This window comes from Bacillus sp. GW823-FHT06A10 (assembly GCF_058795375.1).
Window position 1 is genome coordinate 426,825 of sequence record NZ_JBXAHT010000002.1, and the last position, 17,007, is coordinate 443,831.

Below are 17,007 nucleotides of genomic sequence, written 5' to 3' on the forward strand. Positions count from 1 at the left end.
ATGGACGAACGTCTCCTTTCAGGGGAATCTGCATATGAAGATGCGGATTTAGAATATTCATTACGGCCACAGACGCTCCGTCAGTATATTGGCCAAGATAAAGCGAAACATAATTTAGAAGTATTTATTGAAGCAGCGAAAATGCGTGAAGAAACGTTAGATCACGTGCTTTTATATGGACCGCCAGGTCTTGGTAAAACGACGCTTGCGAATATTATTGCAAATGAAATGGGCGTTAATGTTAGAACAACTTCAGGTCCCGCGATTGAAAGACCAGGAGATTTAGCTGCTGTATTAACAGCGCTTCAGCCAGGGGATGTATTATTTATTGATGAAATTCATCGTTTGCATAGATCAATTGAAGAAGTATTGTATCCTGCGATGGAAGACTTTTGCCTTGATATCGTAATTGGAAAAGGGCCTTCAGCACGTTCTGTACGCCTAGATTTACCGCCATTTACATTAGTTGGAGCAACGACACGCGCCGGAGCATTATCGGCACCGCTTCGTGACCGCTTCGGTGTACTTTCAAGGTTAGAGTATTACACAGTAGATCAGCTTTCTGCGATTGTTGAACGTACAGCAGAAGTGTTTGAAGTTGAAATCGATTCGTTAGCTGCATTAGAAATTGCAAGACGTGCTCGTGGTACACCTCGTATTGCGAATCGTCTTTTAAGACGTGTACGTGATTTCGCGCAAGTTCGTGGTAACGGAACGGTTACGATGGAAATTACGCAAATGGCATTAGAGCTACTGCAAGTAGATAAATTAGGTCTAGATCATATTGATCATAAATTACTGCTTGGTATTATTGAGAAATTCCGTGGTGGTCCAGTTGGATTAGAAACGGTTTCAGCAACAATTGGAGAAGAATCTCATACGATTGAAGATGTGTATGAGCCGTATTTATTACAAATTGGCTTTTTACAACGAACGCCAAGGGGCCGAATTGTAACGCCGCTTGCGTATGAACATTTCGGAATGGAGATGCCAAAAGTATGATGGAGATGCCCAAAATGCTTATTACAGCGGGAATCTTACTCATCGTTGTTGGATTAGCTTGGAAGTTCATTGGCAGGCTTCCAGGCGATATTTTTGTGAAAAAAGGAAACGTTACCTTTTATTTTCCTATCATTACATGTATTGTGTTAAGTATTGTACTATCTTTTATTATGTATATAATAAATCGATTTAAATAAGAAATAGGTGGATATAGCTATGGATATAAATCTGTTTGATTTTCATTTACCAGAAGAACTTATTGCACAAGTCCCGTTAGAAGAGCGTGAAACATCAAGATTAATGGTGTTAGACCGTGAAACAGGTGATATTGAGCATAAACATTTTACGGACATTCTTTCTTACTTACATGAGGGGGATTGCTTAGTTTTAAATGAAACGAAAGTTATGCCTGCTCGTTTGCACGGTGTGAAAGAAGATACAGGCGCGCACATTGAAGTACTTCTTTTAAAACAAGAAGAAGGCGATAAGTGGGAAACGCTTGTAAAGCCAGCGAAACGTGTAAAAGAAGGAACCGTTATCTCTTTTGGCGAAGGGAAATTAAAAGCAACTTGCACAGGAACTGCAGATCAAGGTGGACGTCAGCTTGAATTTTCATATGACGGCATCTTCTATGAAATTTTAGATGAACTTGGGGAAATGCCACTTCCTCCATATATTAAAGAGACGTTAGAAGATCGCGATCGCTATCAAACAGTATATGCGAAAGAAATCGGTTCAGCAGCAGCGCCGACTGCGGGACTTCACTTTACAGAAGAGTTACTTGAGAAGTTAAAGCAAAAAGGCGTTCAGTTGGCATTCATTACACTTCACGTAGGGCTTGGAACATTTAGACCAGTTTCTGCAGACACGATTGAAGAACACCATATGCACGCAGAATATTACCATATGTCTGAAGAGACAGCGGCATTATTAAATCGTGTGAAAGAGAATGGTGGACGTATTATTACTGTAGGTACGACATCAACTCGTACGTTAGAAACAATTGCAACAGATCATGATGGTAAGCTTTGCGCCGCTTCTGGATGGACAGATATTTTCATGTATCCGGGATATGAATTTAAAGCAATTGATGGTTTAATTACAAACTTCCACTTGCCGAAATCAACATTAATCATGCTTGTAAGTGCATTTGCAAATAGAGATAATGTACTTCATGCTTATAATGAAGCAGTAAAAGAAAAATATCGTTTCTTTAGCTTCGGTGATGCAATGTTCGTTGCATCTCACGCTAAAATGAGAAACAAATAAAAGGAGTAAGTTATGACAGCAATTCGTTATGAATTTATTAAGACATGTAAACAAACGGGTGCCCGTTTAGGTCGTGTGCATACACCGCACGGTTCATTTGATACACCAACATTTATGCCAGTTGGTACACTTGCGACAGTTAAGACAATGTCACCGGAAGAATTAAAAGCAATGGATTCTGGCATTATTTTAAGTAATACGTATCATTTATGGCTACGTCCAGGTCATGAAATTATTCGTGAAGCAGGCGGCTTGCATAAATTTATGAACTGGGATCGTGCAATCTTAACAGACTCTGGTGGTTTCCAAGTATTCAGTTTAAGTGACTTCCGTCGTATTGAAGAGGAAGGCGTTCACTTCCGTAATCACTTAAATGGAGATAAATTATTCTTATCACCAGAAAAAGCGATGGAAATCCAAAATGCATTAGGTTCGGATATTATGATGGCATTTGATGAGTGTCCACCATTCCCGGCTACTTTTGAATATATGAAGAAATCTGTAGAGCGTACGAGCCGCTGGGCAGAACGTTGCTTAAAAGCGCATGAACGTCCGCAAGATCAAGGTTTATTCGGTATTGTACAGGGCGGGGAGTACGAAGAGCTTCGTCGTCAAAGTGCGAAAGACCTTGTTTCAATGGACTTCCCTGGTTACGCTGTAGGTGGTTTATCTGTTGGTGAACCGAAAGATATTATGAACCGTGTACTTGAGTTTACAACACCACTTCTTCCAGATAATAAGCCTCGTTACTTAATGGGTGTAGGTTCTCCTGACTCATTAATCGATGGTGCAATTCGTGGTATTGATATGTTTGACTGTGTACTTCCAACTCGTATCGCTCGAAATGGTACATGTATGACAAGTGAAGGTCGACTCGTTGTAAAAAATGCGAAATTCGCAAGAGACTTCGGTCCGCTTGATCCAAACTGTGATTGCTACACATGTAAAAACTACTCACGTGCGTATATTCGTCACTTAATGAAATGTGATGAAACGTTCGGAATTCGTTTAACGTCTTATCACAACCTTCATTTTCTGTTAAACTTAATGGAGCAGGTGAGACAAGCTATTCGTGAAGACCGTCTTGGCGATTTCCGCGAAGAGTTCTTTGAACAGTATGGCTTTAATAAACCGAATGCTAAAAACTTCTAATACATAATTTAAAAGGAGGAACAAAAGATGAATGCAGGTATGATGAATATCGTTATGATCGTTGCGATGTTTGCGATTTTCTATTTCTTATTAATTCGCCCGCAACAAAAACGTCAAAAAGCAGTTGCTCAAATGCAAAGTGAGTTAGCAAAAGGTGATGCTATCGTAACAATCGGTGGTTTACACGGTACAATCGAATCAGTAGATGAGACGAAAATCGTTATTAAATCTGGTGGTTCACACTTAACTTTCGATCGCAATGCGATTCGTGAAGTTGTGAAAAACTAATGTGGAAGGCCCTGCATGAAATGTGCAGGGCCTTTTTTAGTTACTTTGCTTTGACATATTTACACCGAAAATACCACCGAGTGTACTCGCCCCCATTAATGCTAATTGATAAAGTAATTGTGAGTTCGATAAGGTTTGAGAAAAGCCTAAATAGTTAACTAAAAAGACGAGTATAGTGAATGTGAGCCCTGTTGTGAAACCTACTAGCCAACCTTTTCCTTGAGCCTTTTTGCCGGCAGTAAATCCAGACATAAGCATAGATAAAAGAGCGAGTATAAAAATAGTAACGGTTAATGTCCCTTCATTTATATTTGTAAACTTTAATAAAAGAGCCATAATCATACTAGTAATAGATGCGAGAATTAGTAGTGTAACAATACCGAAGCCAATTGCAGTTGATAATTTTTTCGTTCCATCCATTTATGCATTCCCCCTTTTTAATACAAGCATATTTTCCTTTTGCCCAAGTTAGACTAGTTTCTTTTTTATAGGGGAGTCTATACGTAAAAAAGGAGATGTAGAAATGGAATGGATATCAATAATTGGACGGACAATGCTTTTGTATATCATCATCTTAATTATTTTTCGTCTTATGGGTAAACGTGAGATAGGAGAGCTAAGTGTATTAGATTTAGTCGTATTTATTATGCTTGGAGAAATGGCCGTAGTGGCAATTGAAAATACCGATAAATCACTTTGGCATCAATTAGTTCCGATGACTTTTCTTATGTGCATCCAAATTATTTTGTCAGTCATTTCCCTAAAGTATCAACGCTTTCGGCATTTAATAGAAGGTGAGCCAGCTATTCTTGTAAACGCGGGGAAGATTGATGAAAAGAAGATGAGAAAGCAACGGTATAATATAGATGATTTAATGATGCAATTAAGGGAACAAGGAGTTGGAGATATTCGGGATGTAGAATATGCTATTTTGGAACCGTCTGGGAAGTTATCTGTCTTTCAAAAACAAAAAAATAAACAAGATACATTACAGTTTACGCTTCCTCTTATTATTGATGGAGAAATTCAATCTAGTCATTTACAAATGATTGAGCATACAGATGAATGGCTTATTGAGAAATTAAAAAACTTAGGTTATAACGATGTAACACAAATTTTATACTGTAGTTTTCAAAACGGACAATTTTTTGTTGATGTAAAAGAAAATTAGAGATTTATCCTTTGAAAGAGTAAGAATGATTGGTTTAACTAATAATCAGTGGAGATTACCCCACTGATTAAAGTTTCACCTTATTTCAAAAATGAAAGTTTACGAATGATAGGGAGACGACTTAACTCTTCTTTTCGAATGAGTTTGAAAGTGAAGAGAAGTACGATATAAACAATTGTTGTTAAAGTGATTTCCCATAATGTTTGTATGCCAAGGGAATGAGAGAAAATAATATATTTATGGAGATAAAAACCGAAGGCGCCTGCGATACCGATGGCAAGTCCGCCGAAAATATAGTCTTTTGCGTAAATGGTAAATGTAATCTTTTTTAAAACAGTAGCGTAGTGAAGAAATGTTACTGTTACAATATTTGCAGCGATAGCAAGTGCAACCCCCATCATTTGAAATTCTGGCCTTGATGCTAGTACAAAAATAACGATTAATTTCACGATGGCACCAATAAATGTATTCATCATTGCAGCCCTTGCTAAGTTTAAAGCTTGCAAAACAGAGGTAAGTGGACTTTGGAAATAATGAAATAAAAAGCAAGGCGCAAGAAGTTGAATGAATGCTGTTGCGCTGTCTGATCCATACATAAGAGTTAAAACAGGAGAAGCGAATACGTATAATATAACGACAGACCATCCGCCGGTAATTAATGAAATTCGAAGTGCTTGTTGTAAACGGTGCTCCACTAATTTATGTTGTCTTTTTGCCATTGCTTCACTAATAGAAGGGACGAGCGCTGTAGAAAGAGCGTATGTAATAAAGGCGGGTAGTGATAGAAGCGGGAATGCATAACCGTTTAATATACCGTATTGCTGGGTTGCAACAGAAGCAGCGACACCAGCGATTGCTAAGCTTTGCATAACGACAATAGGTTCAAAAAAATATGAAACGGAGCCGATTAAACGACTTCCTGTAGTTGGAAGGGCAATATCCATCAGAGAATAAAATGTCCCTTTGCTTTCCTTTACAGTAGTGAAAAATCCAGAGCGTATTGATAAATGTTTTTCTCGCTGAAATAACGTGAGTAAAAATAATAAGGATGCAACTTCACCGAGAACAGCTGATAACATAGCGCCGGCTGCAGCGTATTCTATGCCGTAAGGTAAAAATAACTGGATGCATATAGCGATAATGGTAATGCGGACGACTTGTTCTAGAACTTGCGCATAAGCGCTAGGTTTCATGTTTTGTTTCCCTTGAAAGTAACCACGCAAAACAGAAGAAACAGCAATAACGGGGACAACGGGCAAAATAGCCATTAATGGATAGTACGTTCTTTCGTCGGTTAATAATGTTTTTGCTAAAATAGGCGTGAGGAACATAATTCCGATTGTTAAAATGATACTAATAACGGATGTAACAGCTAGTGATACGGTTAATATTTTTTTAACTCTTTGTTTATCGTTCACAGCTTCTGCTTCTGCTACAAATTTTGCGATTGCGACAGGAAGACCAATTTGTGTCAATGTAATTGCTAAAATGAATGTAGGAACGGCCATCATATAAAGACCAACGCCTTCTTCTCCTAAAATACGTGCCATTACTATGCGGTTGATAAAGCCAAGTATTTTTGTAATAAAGCCGGCTATCATTAAAATAAATGCGCCTTTTAAAAAGCTTTGTCTCGTCATGTTCTTCTCCTACCTTCTCAAAATCAATGGAATGATTTACAATAATTTATATGCACGTACGAGACAAGAATGACAAGCATTTAAGAGAGTGAAGTATGATAGTGCTCTTGAAAGTAGTTATTGCTGTCCATTAGAGCGGGATTAAAGCGACTTTTTCGTGCTGAAATAAGAAGGAGATGTTATAAATGTTAGATAGAGAGGCTTTGGTAGAATCATACCGCGGACAGTTACAAGTCGTTTTAGAAAGTAAAGTAGAAGAGTTTCAAATGTTCGGTTACGACCGAGTAACAGATGATGACATTTGGAAGTTTCTCAAAGTGAAAAAGTGGAAGAAGATAGACAACGATGTTAGATTGTATGAATTAGTTAATGACGTATTAACAGTAAGTACTAATGAATATATGACATATTTAACTGTTGAAGCTTACCAAGCACCGCTTTGGTCATTTGATGAGTACGAAAATAAATAACCGACTGCAATTGGTTTGTTCTTCCTTTTGCAGTATAATGATATGTATTGATAAAGAGGAAATAATTGTGTCTAAGATTATATATAAAGGAGGTAGTGAAGAGGAAAATAAATGATGAAAGTGTAGGGAGTGTAAAAGCTTACCTATACAGCTAGTGATGAGCTAGCAAAAATTATAGAAAGGAAGTCTACTAACTAGGCGTATGCACACGTATAGCAGTGAATCGTAAAAGATTTATTGAAAGTGTTAGTAGCAGAAAGAGGGTACATATGGCAAAGCGTGGTACGAGAATTGCCGCCTTTTTCCTCATCGTCTTATTAATCGGTGGAGTAATTGGTGCGGCAGGAAAAGACATAGCAAAAGGAATTAGTCTAGGACTAGACCTTCGCGGTGGTTTTGAAATTCTGTATGAAGTAAAACCAGCCAAAAAAGGTGATAAAATCGATCGAGACGTACTTGTAAGTACAGTAGGTGCTCTTGAAAATCGTGTCAATGTTCTCGGTGTAAGTGAGCCGAACATTCAAATCGAAGGGCAAGATCGAATTCGTGTACAGCTTGCTGGTGTACAAGATCAGCAAAAAGCACGTGAAATGTTATCAACACAAGCGAAATTAACATTCCGTGATGTGGATGATAACCTTCTTATGGATGGAACGGATTTAAAAGGCGGCGGAGCGAAGCAAACATTTGATGAGCAAGGCCGTGCGAGCGTAGGTCTTACACTAAAAAGCGCTGAAAAATTCCGTGAAGTAACTGAAAAAATTTCTAAAATGCCACCACCAACGAATTTAATGGTAATTTGGCTTGATTTTGAAGAAGGAAAAGATTCGTATAAAGCAGAATCTGCAAAACCGAATCCAAAGTTCTTATCAGCAGCAACAGTAAACCAAGTATTTAACCAAGCTGAAGTATCTATCGTAGGTGGAAACTTCACAGTTGAAAGTGCGAAACAACTTTCATCTTTATTAAATGCAGGTGCACTTCCTGTTGATTTAAAAGAAATGTATTCAACATCTGTTGGAGCGAAATTTGGTCAACAAGCGTTAGAGCAAACGATTTTCGCTAGTGCGATTGGTATCGCTCTTATTTTCTTATTTATGCTTGTATTCTACCGTTTACCAGGACTTGTAGCGGTTATTATGTTAGGTTTATACATTTTCGTTACATTACTTGTCTTTAACTGGATGCATGCAGTTCTTACGTTGCCAGGTATTGCGGCGTTAGTGCTCGGAGTAGGTATCGCAGTTGATGCGAATATTATTACGTACGAGAGACTGAAAGAAGAGCTGAAAATTGGTAAGTCCATGATGTCGGCATTCCGAGCTGGTAACCATCGTTCATTAGCAACAATTTTAGATGCAAACGTTACGACTCTTGCAGCAGCTGGTGTGTTATTCGTTTATGGTAATAGCTCTGTAAAAGGATTCGCAACAAGTTTAATCGTAAGTATTTTAGTTGGTTTTATTACGAACGTATTCGGTACTCGTTTCTTACTAGGTTTACTTGTAAAGAGCCGTTACTTCGATAAAAAACCAGGATATTTTGGTGTGAAACAAAAGGATATTATTCCATTAACAAAAGGTGTAGTGCATCCGCCAACGAGATTTGATCGTATTAACTTCGTGAATATCGGTCATAAATTCCTTATCTTCTCAATTGTAGTTGTAATTGCGGGTGCAATTATCTTACCAATTTTCAAATTGAATCTTGGGATTGACTTTGCAAGTGGTACACGTATTGACTTGCAATCAAAACAAGCCGTTACGGTATCTGATGTTCATAAAGATTTTAAAGAATTGAACATTGATGTGAAGGAAGAAAATATTGTACCGACTGGAGATGACAATAAAGGTTTCGCAGTTCGTACATTAGGTGTTTTATCAAAAGATGAAATTGCCAAAACAAAAACATTCTTCCACGATAAATATGGTACAGATCCAAACATAAGTACAGTTTCACCGACAATCGGTAAAGAAATTGCACGAAATGCATTTATCGCTGTACTGATTGCTTCTGCAGTTATCATTTTATACGTAAGTATTCGATTCCGATTTACGTATGCGTTATCTGCAGTGCTTGCGTTACTACATGACGCATTCGTTATGGTTGTTATGTTTAGTATTTTCCAATTAGAGGTAGACTTAACGTTTATCGCTGCAGTACTAACAATCATCGGTTATTCTATTAATGACTCAATTGTTACATTTGATAGAAACCGTGAATTATACAAGCAGAAAAAACGAGTGCGCGATATAAAAGACCTAGAAGAGATTGTAAATGCAAGTATCCGCCAAACGCTTGGTCGTTCGATTAACACCGTATTAACAGTGTTATTCCCAGTAATTGCACTGCTTATCTTCGGTAGTGAGTCACTACGTAACTTCTCGTTTGCGTTACTTGTTGGATTAATTGTAGGTACGTACTCTTCTGTTTTCGTTGCCTCTCAAATTTGGTTAATGCTTGAAAACCGTCGTTTGAAAAAGGGGAAAAACAAGAAGAAGGTTGAGAAAGTAGAATCTGAACCGCAAGTATAGAAAAGATGATGCCTTATTATGAGGCATCTCTTTTTTCGTTTGTGGATACAATAAGATAGCAACTTTTTGATGGGAAGAAGATGGAAGAAAGTGGTGGTGTTATCGCTGTTTTTGTTAAAATAAAAAGATAGGTTAAGAAAAGAAGGGATTTTAATTATGGAAAAAGATGAACGTTTTAAACAGGCCGAGTTTGGTGCTATTGTCGGGATCGTTGGTAATATTATATTAGCAATTGTAAAGGCGGTAATTGGTTATATTGGGAACAGTAAAGCACTGCTAGCAGATGCGGTGCATTCTGCATCAGATGTAATTGGTTCGCTAGCTGTACTTTTTGGATTGCGAGCGGCAAAGCAGCCACCTGATGAAGATCATCCGTATGGTCATGGTAAAGCGGAATCGATTTCAGCGATTATTGTTGCGGTATTATTATTTATTGTGGGACTTGAAATCGCGATTTCATCTATAAAAGCTTTTTCGCAAGAACTAGAACCGCCGAAAGGAATTACGATTTTTGCTGTTGTTCTTTCAATCGTCGTGAAAGAAGGAATGTTTCAATATAAATTCCGATTAGGGAAAAGGGTAAATAGTGATGCAATTATTGCAAATGCATATGAGCACCGTTCGGATGTATTTTCTTCAATTGCAGCTTTAATCGGTATTTGTGCAGCTATACTCGGTGGTAAGCTTGGTATAGACTGGCTTGTATATGCTGATCCGATTGCAGGATTAGTTGTTTCGCTTCTTGTTGTAAAAATGGCATGGAGCATTGGAGCGGAAGCAATTCATGCAACGCTTGACCATGTTCTTCATGAGGAGGATGTTATTCCGCTTAGAGAAGCAGTTCTTCAAGTAGATGGTGTGAAAAAAATTGGTTCTTTATATGCACGGGAGCATGGTCATTATGTTATTGTCGATATTAAAGTGTCTGTAGATCCATACATTACTGTAGAAGAAGGACACCGTATTGGAAAACATGTGAAAGAAATACTTATGAAACAAGATAATGTACAAAATGTATTCGTACATATAAATCCGTATTCTCCAAATTAAACATCATTAACATTTTAGTATATAGATATTGCATCGTAGTTTGCATTATATTGTCACCCCTTAATCTGTCTTGTATAATGAACAGGTTAAGGGGTGATTTCGTGTTACAACCGAAGACGCGTTGGAAAGAAAAAGAATATAATGACGAACGAGTGAGTGAATTAGCAAGTAAATTACAGTTATCGCCACTTGTCGTTTCATTATTCCTCGGTAGAGGACTAGATACAGAAGATAAGATTTTAGATTTTTTAAATACAGAAAATCAAGAATTTCATGATCCATTTTTATTAGAAGGAATGGATAGAACGGTAGAACGTGTAAATAAGGCGATTCAAAATGGAGAACAAATATTAATATTTGGTGATTACGATGCAGACGGAGTAAGTAGTACAACTGTGTTATATCTTGCTCTTCAAGAATTAGGTGCAGAAGTAGAATTTTATATTCCAAATCGTTTTACAGAAGGGTATGGGCCGAACGAAGAAGCGTTTCGTTGGGCGCATAGCGCAGGGTTCTCACTGATTATTACTGTCGACACTGGCATCGCAGCAGTACATGAAGCAAATGTAGCGAAAGAGCTTGGAATAGATCTAATTATTACAGATCACCATGAGCCACCGCCAGAATTGCCAGAAGCACTTGCGATTATACATCCGAAATTAGATGGCGGTGTATATCCGTTTCACTATTTAGCTGGTGTAGGTGTTGCGTTTAAAGTTGCGCATGCACTATTAGGCCGTGTACCAGAACATTTATTAGAGATTGCAGTAATCGGTACAGTAGCCGATTTAGTGTCACTTCATGGTGAAAATAGGTTGCTAGTGAAACGCGGTTTAAAACATATGCGTATGACGAAAAATATTGGTTTAAAGGCATTGTTTAAAGTTGCTAACGTTTCGCAAAGTGAAATTACAGAAGAGAGTATTGGCTTCTCAATTGCACCGCGTATTAATGCGGTCGGGCGTTTAGAAGATGCAACGCCGGCTGTACACCTTTTATTATCAGATGATCCTGAGGAAGCGAAAGAGTTGGCCGAAGAAATTGATGAGCTGAACAAACTGCGAAAAGATATTGTAAAGCAAATTACAGAAGAGGCTATCGCTGAAGTTGAAAATAACTTCCCACCAGAAGAAAACAAAGTGTTAGTACTTGCAAAAGAAGGTTGGAATCCAGGTGTAATTGGGATTGTCGCTTCTAAATTAGTTGAACGTTTTTATCGTCCGACTATTGTATTATGTATTGATCCTATAAAAGAAACAGCAAAAGGCTCAGCGCGTAGTATTGCAGGATTTGATTTGTTTGCAAATTTATCAGATTGTAGAGAGTTATTGCCACACTTCGGAGGGCATCCAATGGCAGCGGGAATGACGCTACATATGAATGATGTAGATGAATTACGTCGCCGCTTAAATGAACAAGCAGATGCAATTTTAACAGAAGAAGATTTTATTCCAATTACAGCAGTTGATGTTTTTTGTAAAGTAGAGGATGTAACACTAGCGGCAATTGAAGATATGCAAAAACTAGCCCCGTTTGGTGTTGGAAATCCGAAACCACGTATTGCAGTGAAAGATGCAGAGTTAGAAAGTATTCGCGCGATCGGATCAGATGGCTCTCATTTAAAAATGGCTCTTCGTGATGGACAAGCAACACTGGATACAATTGGATTTGGTTTTGGTGCATATGCGAAAGAAATCTCTCCAGTTGCAAAAGTATCTGTAATAGGAGAAGCATCCATCAATGAATGGAATAATTTTAAGAAGCCACAATTAATGGTACAAGATATTGCTGTAGAGGCGTGGCAATTATTTGATTGGCGTAGTATGCGTAATGCAGAAGCAAATTTAGCAGAACTTCCGAAAGAAAAAATAACAATGGTGTATTTTTCTGAAGAGGTATTGAATAAATTTTCTTTAGAGAGCTATAAAGAAAAGCTCATGCATGCTTCAGAAGTAACGCATTTGGATGATCAATATATCGTGTTACTTGATTTACCAAAAGGAAAAGATGAATTAAGTGAGCTATTTAAAGTAGGATTCCCAGCGCGAATTTATACGCTATTTTATCAAGAGAATAACCACTTATTTAGTACAGTTCCGACGAGAGAACACTTTAAATGGTACTATTCTTTCTTAAACCAAAAAACACCATTTTCTTTAAGACAATATGGAGAACAACTATGTCGTCATAAAGGCTGGTCAAAAGATACAGTAAATTTCATGACACAGGTGTTTTTTGAGTTAGAATTTGTTACAATAAAAGATGGCGTCATTTTTATGGCAGACAAAAAACAAAAGCGTGATTTAATTGAATCGAACACATATCGTGAGAAGATGAACCACTTACAATTAGAAAAAGAATTGGTTTATAGCACATATCAGCAACTATATACATGGTTTGAAACGATTCGTAATCATAAAGAAGTAGAACAGTTAGGGTAAAGGATTTGTATTTACAAACCTTTTAGATCTGAGGAGGATTCAGAAATATGGATTTCAAGCAACATATCGCAATTGTACCGGATTATCCGAAAGAAGGTATTGTGTTTAAAGACATTACACCTTTAATGAATGACGGTAAAGCATACAAAGCAGCAACAGATGCAATCGTTGAATACGCAAAAGAAAGAGATATCGATGTTGTAGTAGGACCAGAAGCTCGTGGTTTCATTATCGGTTGCCCAGTTTCTTATGCGTTAGAAGTAGGATTTGCGCCAGTTCGTAAATTAGGAAAATTACCACGTGAAGTAATTACAGTTGACTACGGTAAAGAATATGGAACGGATGTTTTAACAATCCATAAAGATGCAATTAAGCCAGGTCAACGCGTATTAATTACAGATGATCTATTAGCTACAGGTGGAACAATCGAAGCGACAATTAAGTTAGTTGAAGAGCTAGGCGGAGTTGTAGCAGGGATTGCATTCTTAGTAGAGCTTACTTACTTAGATGGTCGTAAAATGTTAGATGGTTACGATGTATTAGTATTAGAAAAATACTAATCACTATATAGGTAAAACTACGGTGATAAAAAGTACCCGTGAATCTCTTGGAGAGGAGCGGGTACTTTTGTATAATTGAACAAAAAATCATGGTGAAATGTCAGTAAAATCTTTTCCTTTTCACAATTCACAATCATTGGGTTATAATGATAGAATATAATTTATTCTATTAAATAAAGATAAAGTCAATTTTCAATAAAAGGTGATTCGATGGCAAATGAGCAGGTACTAACAGCTGAACAGGTACTCGAGAAAGCAAGTCAATATTTAGCGGATGAAGATATTGAGCTAGTGGCACGTGCCTATGAATATGCACGAGATGCGCATAGCGAACAATATAGAAAATCGGGTGAACCGTATATTATTCATCCGATTCAAGTTGCAGGTATTTTAGTTGATTTACACATGGATCCAGCTACGGTATCAGCAGGTTTCTTACATGATGTAGTGGAAGATACAGAGATTACGTTAGAAGATATTGAACGGGAATTTAACAAAGAAATTGCTATGCTTGTTGATGGTGTTACAAAGCTTGGGAAGATCAAATATAAATCTCACGAACAACAACAAGCAGAAAACCATCGCAAAATGTTTATTGCAATGGCTCAAGACATTCGAGTTATTTTAATTAAATTAGCTGATCGTCTTCATAACATGCGTACATTGAAACATTTGCCTCAAGAGAAGCAGCGTCGCATAGCGAATGAAACGTTAGAAATCTTTGCACCTTTAGCACATAGACTCGGAATTAGTACTATTAAATGGGAGCTAGAGGATACGTCACTTCGCTATTTAAATCCCCAACAATATTATCGTATTGTAAATTTAATGAAGCGTAAACGTGCAGAACGTGAAGAATACTTAGACGAAGTAATGACTGGTATTCGTGAGAAATTAAAAGAAGTTGCAATTCAACCTGAGATTTCTGGAAGACCGAAACATATTTACAGTATTTATCGTAAAATGGCACTGCAAAATAAGCAGTTCAATGAAATTTACGATTTATTAGCTGTACGTGTCGTTGTAAATAGTATTAAAGATTGTTATGCGGTGCTTGGAATTATTCATACGTGCTGGAAGCCGATGCCAGGTCGTTTTAAAGATTATATTGCAATGCCAAAAGCAAATCTATATCAATCTCTTCATACGACTGTAATTGGACCAAAAGGTGATCCACTTGAAGTGCAAATTCGTACGAAAGAAATGCACGAAATTGCAGAATTCGGGATCGCGGCACACTGGGCGTACAAAGAAGGAAAAACAGCAGAAACAACAGGTACATTAGAGAAGAAACTCACATGGTTCCGTCAAATACTAGAATGGCAAAATGAAGCTTCTAATGCAGAAGAATTTATGGAGTCATTAAAAATTGATTTATTTTCTGACATGGTATTCGTCTTTACACCGAAAGGCGATGTAATGGAATTACCACTTGGATCGGTTCCGATTGATTTCGCGTATCGTGTCCATTCGGAAATTGGGAATAAAACAATTGGTGCAAAAGTAAACGGTAAAATGGTGACGTTGGATTATAAATTAAAAACAGGCGACATCATTGAAATTTTAACGTCGAAACATTCATATGGCCCAAGTCAAGATTGGGTAAAACTTGCTCAAACATCTCATGCGAAAAATAAAATTCGTCAATTCTTTAAGAAACAACGTAGAGACGAAAATATTGAAAAAGGCCGTGAACTTGTTGAAAAGGAAGTACGTGGTCTAGAGTATGAGATGAAAGAAGTATTAGCGCCTGATAACTTAAAACGCGTCGCTGAGAAATTTAACTTTGCAAATGAAGAAGATATGTTTGCAGCAGTTGGATATAGCGGAATTACAGCTTCGCAAATTGTTACGCGACTAACGGACAAGTTCCGCAAACAACGCGAAGAAGAAGAAATTGTTGAAGTTAAAGAAGTTCGTAAACCGATGAAAATTCGAAAATGGGATTCTGGTGTAAAGGTAAGCGGTGCTGATAATTTATTAATCCGTTTATCGAAATGCTGTAACCCAGTTCCAGGCGATGATATCGTTGGATATATTACGAAAGGCCGAGGTGTATCGATTCACCGCCGTGATTGTGTAAACGTTCATACAGAAGAAGCTGTAGAACGTTTATTAGAAGTAGAGTGGGAAGGTAGCCCTGAAAAAGAAATTGAGTATAACGTTGATATTGAAATTTCGGGTTACGATCGCCGTGGTTTATTAAATGAAGTACTGCAAGCTGTTACAGAGACGAAAACGTACATTTCAGCTGTTTCTGGTAGAAGTGACCGTAATAAAATGGCAACAATTAATATGTCAATCTCGATTCGTAACTTACAACACTTGAAAAAAGTAGTAGAACGCATTAAACGCGTTCCAGAAATTTATGCAGTACGACGCATGATGCATTAATAGGGAGTGTAGAAAGATGAGAGTTGTTTTACAACGATCAAAGAAAGCGTCTGTCACAGTAGACGGTGAGATCGTAGGACAAATTCCGTTCGGTTTAACATTACTAGTTGGCATTACGCATGAAGATACAGAAAAAGATGCAACTTATATTGCGGAAAAAATTGCAAACTTACGTATTTTTGAAGATGAGAGCGGAAAGATGAATCATTCTGTACTTGATGTAGAAGGACAAGTTCTATCTATTTCGCAATTTACATTATACGGAGATTGTCGCAAGGGAAGACGTCCAAACTTTATGGATGCTGCGAAACCTGACTACGCAGAGCGTTTATACGATTTCTTTAATGAAGAAGTTCGCAAACAAGGATTGCATGTGGAAACAGGGAAGTTCGGAGCAATGATGGACGTTTCTTTAATCAATGATGGTCCGGTGACCTTAATTGTAGAAAGTAAATAGTGTTGATAAAAAAGAGAGGGTTATATAATCCTCTCTTTTTTATACATTGTTGTATGTTTTGTTCATTTATTTGGAATCAATAGCAGTTTCGGTTATGTATAACTCTCTCATCAATATGGAACAATAAAAAGTAAAACATCCATATTGAATGTGAGGGATATACGTATGCGTATGAATGAAAAAGGGCATTCTGTTACAAATGGTGCAAATCAACTGTTTAACGTGAATTTTCATGATTTTATTTCAAAAGAGCAAAATAATACTTCAATGGAGCTTGCTTCCGAGTTTGGGATTTCTCTTCAAGATGTAAAGCGTTTAAAGAAGCAGATTGAACGTTCTTAGAGCACTTGACAATCCTACTTAACAAACGTATAGTAATTTTATATTTACATATGAATATAACCGTTGATAGAGAAGAGTAAATGAGATACACATGGAAAGAGAAGGAATGTCTTAGGCTGAAAACATTTCTGCATGATGACTGATTGAATGACACTCTAGAGGTTTCAACTTGAACGGCATATATGCTTAGTAGGGATGAACGCATATTTAAGCGTTATTAAAAAAGTGGAAGCATAC

Annotated in this window: 16 protein-coding genes and 1 other annotated feature (1 of these 17 cut by a window edge); of the genes, 14 read left to right on the forward strand and 2 right to left on the reverse strand. The window is 37.3% G+C overall.

What is annotated here, in order from left to right:
• Genes ruvB through yajC form a run of 5 tightly spaced genes read left to right on the forward strand, consistent with a single transcriptional unit; the run spans position 1 to position 3,711 of the window.
• Positions 1-1,002, forward strand: a complete 1,002-nt coding sequence (gene ruvB / locus AC1Q8M_RS16985) for a Holliday junction branch migration DNA helicase RuvB (protein WP_000344450.1) — start codon at positions 1-3, stop codon at positions 1,000-1,002.
• Complete coding sequence (locus AC1Q8M_RS16990; RefSeq protein ID WP_000970410.1) at positions 999-1,199, forward strand: DUF2905 domain-containing protein; 201 nt, start codon at positions 999-1,001, stop codon at positions 1,197-1,199. The genes ruvB and AC1Q8M_RS16990 overlap by 4 nt, the downstream gene beginning before the upstream one ends.
• A gap of 19 nt (positions 1,200-1,218) precedes the next feature.
• Positions 1,219-2,271 (forward strand): tRNA preQ1(34) S-adenosylmethionine ribosyltransferase-isomerase QueA, encoded by a 1,053-nt coding sequence (gene queA / locus AC1Q8M_RS16995; protein WP_086410356.1) that lies wholly within the window; start codon positions 1,219-1,221, stop codon positions 2,269-2,271.
• 12 nt (positions 2,272-2,283) lie between these two features.
• Positions 2,284-3,423 carry a tRNA guanosine(34) transglycosylase Tgt gene (gene tgt, locus AC1Q8M_RS17000; protein ID WP_000125365.1) on the forward strand — a complete coding sequence of 380 codons (1,140 nt, stop codon included), beginning with the start codon at positions 2,284-2,286 and terminating at the stop codon, positions 3,421-3,423.
• Between the two features lie 27 nt (positions 3,424-3,450).
• A complete protein-coding gene (gene yajC, locus AC1Q8M_RS17005; RefSeq protein ID WP_000991115.1) occupies positions 3,451-3,711 on the forward strand; it encodes a preprotein translocase subunit YajC in 261 nt (86 codons plus the stop codon).
• Positions 3,712-3,747: 36 nt separating this feature from the next.
• Here the strand turns inward: yajC and AC1Q8M_RS17010 are convergent, their stop codons facing one another.
• Positions 3,748-4,131 carry a TIGR04086 family membrane protein gene (locus AC1Q8M_RS17010; protein WP_000349148.1) on the reverse strand — a complete coding sequence of 128 codons (384 nt, stop codon included), beginning with the start codon at positions 4,129-4,131 and terminating at the stop codon, positions 3,748-3,750.
• Positions 4,132-4,234: 103 nt separating this feature from the next.
• Here AC1Q8M_RS17010 and AC1Q8M_RS17015 point away from each other — a divergent pair, with 103 nt between their 5' ends.
• Positions 4,235-4,882 carry a DUF421 domain-containing protein gene (locus AC1Q8M_RS17015; protein WP_000454821.1) on the forward strand — a complete coding sequence of 216 codons (648 nt, stop codon included), beginning with the start codon at positions 4,235-4,237 and terminating at the stop codon, positions 4,880-4,882.
• A gap of 80 nt (positions 4,883-4,962) precedes the next feature.
• On the opposite strand, the gene spoVB is transcribed toward AC1Q8M_RS17015, so the two are convergent.
• Entirely contained in the window at positions 4,963-6,522 is a 1,560-nt protein-coding gene (gene spoVB / locus AC1Q8M_RS17020; RefSeq protein WP_000198301.1) for a stage V sporulation protein B, read from the reverse strand.
• 185 nt (positions 6,523-6,707) lie between these two features.
• Between spoVB and AC1Q8M_RS17025 the strand changes: the two genes are divergently transcribed.
• From AC1Q8M_RS17025 to AC1Q8M_RS17060, 8 genes are all read left to right on the forward strand, one after another.
• Positions 6,708-6,992 (forward strand): post-transcriptional regulator, encoded by a 285-nt coding sequence (locus AC1Q8M_RS17025; RefSeq protein ID WP_016512296.1) that lies wholly within the window; start codon positions 6,708-6,710, stop codon positions 6,990-6,992.
• A gap of 269 nt (positions 6,993-7,261) precedes the next feature.
• Positions 7,262-9,526, forward strand: a complete 2,265-nt coding sequence (gene secDF, locus AC1Q8M_RS17030; protein WP_001119065.1) for a protein translocase subunit SecDF — start codon at positions 7,262-7,264, stop codon at positions 9,524-9,526.
• Positions 9,527-9,682: 156 nt separating this feature from the next.
• Complete coding sequence (locus AC1Q8M_RS17035; protein ID WP_000409746.1) at positions 9,683-10,576, forward strand: cation diffusion facilitator family transporter; 894 nt, start codon at positions 9,683-9,685, stop codon at positions 10,574-10,576.
• 101 nt (positions 10,577-10,677) lie between these two features.
• Positions 10,678-13,017 (forward strand): single-stranded-DNA-specific exonuclease RecJ, encoded by a 2,340-nt coding sequence (gene recJ, locus AC1Q8M_RS17040; protein WP_016512297.1) that lies wholly within the window; start codon positions 10,678-10,680, stop codon positions 13,015-13,017.
• Positions 13,018-13,064: 47 nt separating this feature from the next.
• On the forward strand, positions 13,065-13,577 hold the full coding sequence (locus AC1Q8M_RS17045) for an adenine phosphoribosyltransferase (protein WP_000346217.1): 513 nt from the start codon (positions 13,065-13,067) through the stop codon (positions 13,575-13,577).
• Positions 13,578-13,787: 210 nt separating this feature from the next.
• The gene (relA, locus tag AC1Q8M_RS17050) at positions 13,788-15,971 is read left to right on the forward strand and encodes a GTP diphosphokinase (RefSeq protein WP_001262795.1); all 2,184 of its coding nucleotides are present in this window, start codon (positions 13,788-13,790) and stop codon (positions 15,969-15,971) included.
• A 16-nt stretch (positions 15,972-15,987) separates the two neighbouring features.
• Positions 15,988-16,428 (forward strand): D-tyrosyl-tRNA(Tyr) deacylase, encoded by a 441-nt coding sequence (locus AC1Q8M_RS17055; RefSeq protein ID WP_001266965.1) that lies wholly within the window; start codon positions 15,988-15,990, stop codon positions 16,426-16,428.
• Positions 16,429-16,593: 165 nt separating this feature from the next.
• The gene (locus AC1Q8M_RS17060) at positions 16,594-16,770 is read left to right on the forward strand and encodes a hypothetical protein (RefSeq protein ID WP_001242605.1); all 177 of its coding nucleotides are present in this window, start codon (positions 16,594-16,596) and stop codon (positions 16,768-16,770) included.
• A 54-nt stretch (positions 16,771-16,824) separates the two neighbouring features.
• Positions 16,825-17,007: a binding site (T-box leader), on the forward strand; it runs 48 nt beyond the window's last position.

Coding starts and splice junctions, on each gene's coding strand:
- ruvB (WP_000344450.1), top strand. CDS start 1: ATGGACGAACGTCTCCTTTCAGGGGAATCTGCATATGAAGATGCGGAT.
- AC1Q8M_RS16990 (WP_000970410.1), top strand. CDS start 999: ATGATGGAGATGCCCAAAATGCTTATTACAGCGGGAATCTTACTCATC.
- queA (WP_086410356.1), top strand. CDS start 1,219: ATGGATATAAATCTGTTTGATTTTCATTTACCAGAAGAACTTATTGCA.
- tgt (WP_000125365.1), top strand. CDS start 2,284: ATGACAGCAATTCGTTATGAATTTATTAAGACATGTAAACAAACGGGT.
- yajC (WP_000991115.1), top strand. CDS start 3,451: ATGAATGCAGGTATGATGAATATCGTTATGATCGTTGCGATGTTTGCG.
- AC1Q8M_RS17010 (WP_000349148.1), bottom strand. CDS start 4,131: ATGGATGGAACGAAAAAATTATCAACTGCAATTGGCTTCGGTATTGTT.
- AC1Q8M_RS17015 (WP_000454821.1), top strand. CDS start 4,235: ATGGAATGGATATCAATAATTGGACGGACAATGCTTTTGTATATCATC.
- spoVB (WP_000198301.1), bottom strand. CDS start 6,522: ATGACGAGACAAAGCTTTTTAAAAGGCGCATTTATTTTAATGATAGCC.
- AC1Q8M_RS17025 (WP_016512296.1), top strand. CDS start 6,708: ATGTTAGATAGAGAGGCTTTGGTAGAATCATACCGCGGACAGTTACAA.
- secDF (WP_001119065.1), top strand. CDS start 7,262: ATGGCAAAGCGTGGTACGAGAATTGCCGCCTTTTTCCTCATCGTCTTA.
- AC1Q8M_RS17035 (WP_000409746.1), top strand. CDS start 9,683: ATGGAAAAAGATGAACGTTTTAAACAGGCCGAGTTTGGTGCTATTGTC.
- AC1Q8M_RS17045 (WP_000346217.1), top strand. CDS start 13,065: ATGGATTTCAAGCAACATATCGCAATTGTACCGGATTATCCGAAAGAA.
- relA (WP_001262795.1), top strand. CDS start 13,788: ATGGCAAATGAGCAGGTACTAACAGCTGAACAGGTACTCGAGAAAGCA.
- AC1Q8M_RS17055 (WP_001266965.1), top strand. CDS start 15,988: ATGAGAGTTGTTTTACAACGATCAAAGAAAGCGTCTGTCACAGTAGAC.
- AC1Q8M_RS17060 (WP_001242605.1), top strand. CDS start 16,594: ATGCGTATGAATGAAAAAGGGCATTCTGTTACAAATGGTGCAAATCAA.